The organism is bacterium (assembly GCA_037131655.1).
In the GTDB taxonomy this organism is placed as follows: Bacteria; Armatimonadota; Fimbriimonadia; order Fimbriimonadales; family JBAXQP01; genus JBAXQP01.
The window spans coordinates 1-2,027 of the sequence record JBAXQP010000401.1 but is presented as its reverse complement, the minus strand read 5'-3'; the positions used below and the strand labels follow the sequence as shown (position 1 = coordinate 2,027).

Annotated in this window: 2 protein-coding genes; both read left to right on the top strand. The window is 47.0% G+C overall.

What is annotated here, in order from left to right; all coding sequences use genetic code 11:
- The first annotated feature begins 94 nt into the window (after window positions 1–94).
- A complete protein-coding gene (miaB, locus tag WCO51_12945; GenBank protein MEI6514161.1) occupies window positions 95–1,450 on the top strand; it encodes a tRNA (N6-isopentenyl adenosine(37)-C2)-methylthiotransferase MiaB in 1,356 nt (451 codons plus the stop codon).
- Between the two features lie 211 nt (window positions 1,451–1,661).
- Window positions 1,662–1,787 carry a hypothetical protein gene (locus WCO51_12940; GenBank protein ID MEI6514160.1) on the top strand — a complete coding sequence of 42 codons (126 nt, stop codon included), beginning with the start codon at window positions 1,662–1,664 and terminating at the stop codon, window positions 1,785–1,787.
- The last annotated feature ends 240 nt before the right edge of the window (window positions 1,788–2,027 follow it).

The window sequence follows — 2,027 nt, the reverse complement described above, 5'->3', positions numbered from 1 at the left end:
TGGTTTGTTTCGGCATTTATTGGAAGTTAATTGGCCATAAAATCACCCCTAAGCTTTCGCCAAAACTGAAAGCCACCTCCGGCGTTAAGCTATAATGACTTTCGATATGGAAACCACACCAAAACCAAAATATAAAGTCGTCACCTGGGGCTGCCAGATGAATGAAGAGGATTCTGAGCAGATGGGGCTCTATCTTCAGGAGATGGGATACGAACCCGCCTCATCAGTTGAAGACGCTGATTTGGTGCTTCTGAATACTTGCAGCGTGCGTAAGAAACCAGAAGATAAAGCCTTTAGTCTTCTAGGCGAGCTTCGTTTGGCGAAAATGGACAAACCAAATCTCATCATCGGCGTTTGCGGGTGCATGGCTCAGCTTCGGAGCGATGAAATTAAAAGGCGTGCTCCTTTTGTGGATTTCGTCATCGGCACCGCCAATATTTCAACTCTTCCTGCTTTGCTTCAAGACGTTCGGCAAACGCGGCGAATGGCGCTGCGGCTAGAACTTCCAGAACGCAAAGGCGGAGTGGTCACCGACGTGCCTCAGCGTAAAGTAAACCGTGTAGCCAAGCTGAAGGCGTTTGTGCCTATCCAATATGGGTGTGATAAGTTTTGTACGTTCTGTATCGTGCCGACAACCCGTGGGAGAGAACGAAGCCGAACGACGGAAGATATCTTAGAAGAAGTTCGACTTCTAGCTGAACGAGGAGCCAAAGAGGTTACCCTTCTCGGACAAACGGTGAACTCTTATGGGAAGAACCTACTCGGTGGACGCGTTCCATTCGCCCAACTATTAAAGAGTATTTCCGAGATCGAGAGTATCGAACGTATTCGTTTTATGTCCCCCTACCCGCGTGATTTCTCCGATGACCTGATTTCTCAGATTGCCGATAATTCCAAAGTTATGGAGCATGTCCACCTCCCGCTTCAATCCGGAGATGATGAGATGCTGCAGATAATGAAGCGGGTCTATACCGTCGCTGAATTCGAGATTATAGTCAATAAACTTCGCGAGCAAGCGCCCGAAATCGCGATCACGACCGACATCATAGTGGGTTTCCCCGGCGAGACCGATGAGCAATTCGAACACACACTCGATATTATCCGCCGAGTAAGATTTGATGCCGCTTTCATGTTCTCCTACAGCCCTCGCCCCGGAACAAAAGCTGCTGAATTTGAAGATCAAGTCCCCAATGAAGTCAAATCACAGCGCCTTCAACGCCTAATCGAGCTTCAGAATGGGATCTCATGCGAAATTAACGCCTCACAAGTCGGCAACATTTATGAAGTCTTAGTTGAAGGCGTCAGCCATAAGGATAAAAGCCGCTATTCCGGCTTCACCCGTCAAAACAAAACAATGAACTTTAAGGCTGGTAGAGAGCTAGCAGGAAAGATCGTCAAAGTCCGAGCAACCGAAAGCCAGCTTTGGGGTTACTATGGGGAGTTAGTTTAGCAAAAGGAGATGGCAGCGAGTTCCCGCTGCCATTAGTTTATGAACGTTCTTACTTCCAAGTGTAATAATGAGAAGTATGCGATGACCTGTCTGCATCACGTATATATAATACGCTTGAGAGAGGGAAAAACGGACAGAATTAGCATAGTTAAAGTATATTTAATGAAATTCTAGTCCAAATACTTGCTCAGTAAATCAGCCTCAAACGCAAATGCTTGAAAAGTACAAAATACGCTATTCCAGCTTTACCCGCCAACACAAGACCATGAGCTTTAAAGTCAGCGAAGAACTAGCCGACAAGATCATCAAAGTCCGCGCCACCGAAGGCCAGCTTTAGGGAGTTAGTTTAGCAAAAAGAAGTGGCAGCGAGTTCCCGCTGCCACTAGTTTATGTGCATGCTCATAGACACGCAAGAATTATTTGCATGTCCTCTTGCGAAGTGTATATCCCATTAGGGATACCCCTGCAAGACCCAGTCCGAAGATACTAGAAGGTTCTGGAACGCACTCGGCGACAAAGGACATATCATCAACAGCGGCTTCATTCCCTGTGCCAACGCATCCGTAGAATTCAACGA

Coding starts and splice junctions, on each gene's coding strand:
- miaB (MEI6514161.1), top strand. CDS start 95: ATGACTTTCGATATGGAAACCACACCAAAACCAAAATATAAAGTCGTC.
- WCO51_12940 (MEI6514160.1), top strand. CDS start 1,662: ATGCTTGAAAAGTACAAAATACGCTATTCCAGCTTTACCCGCCAACAC.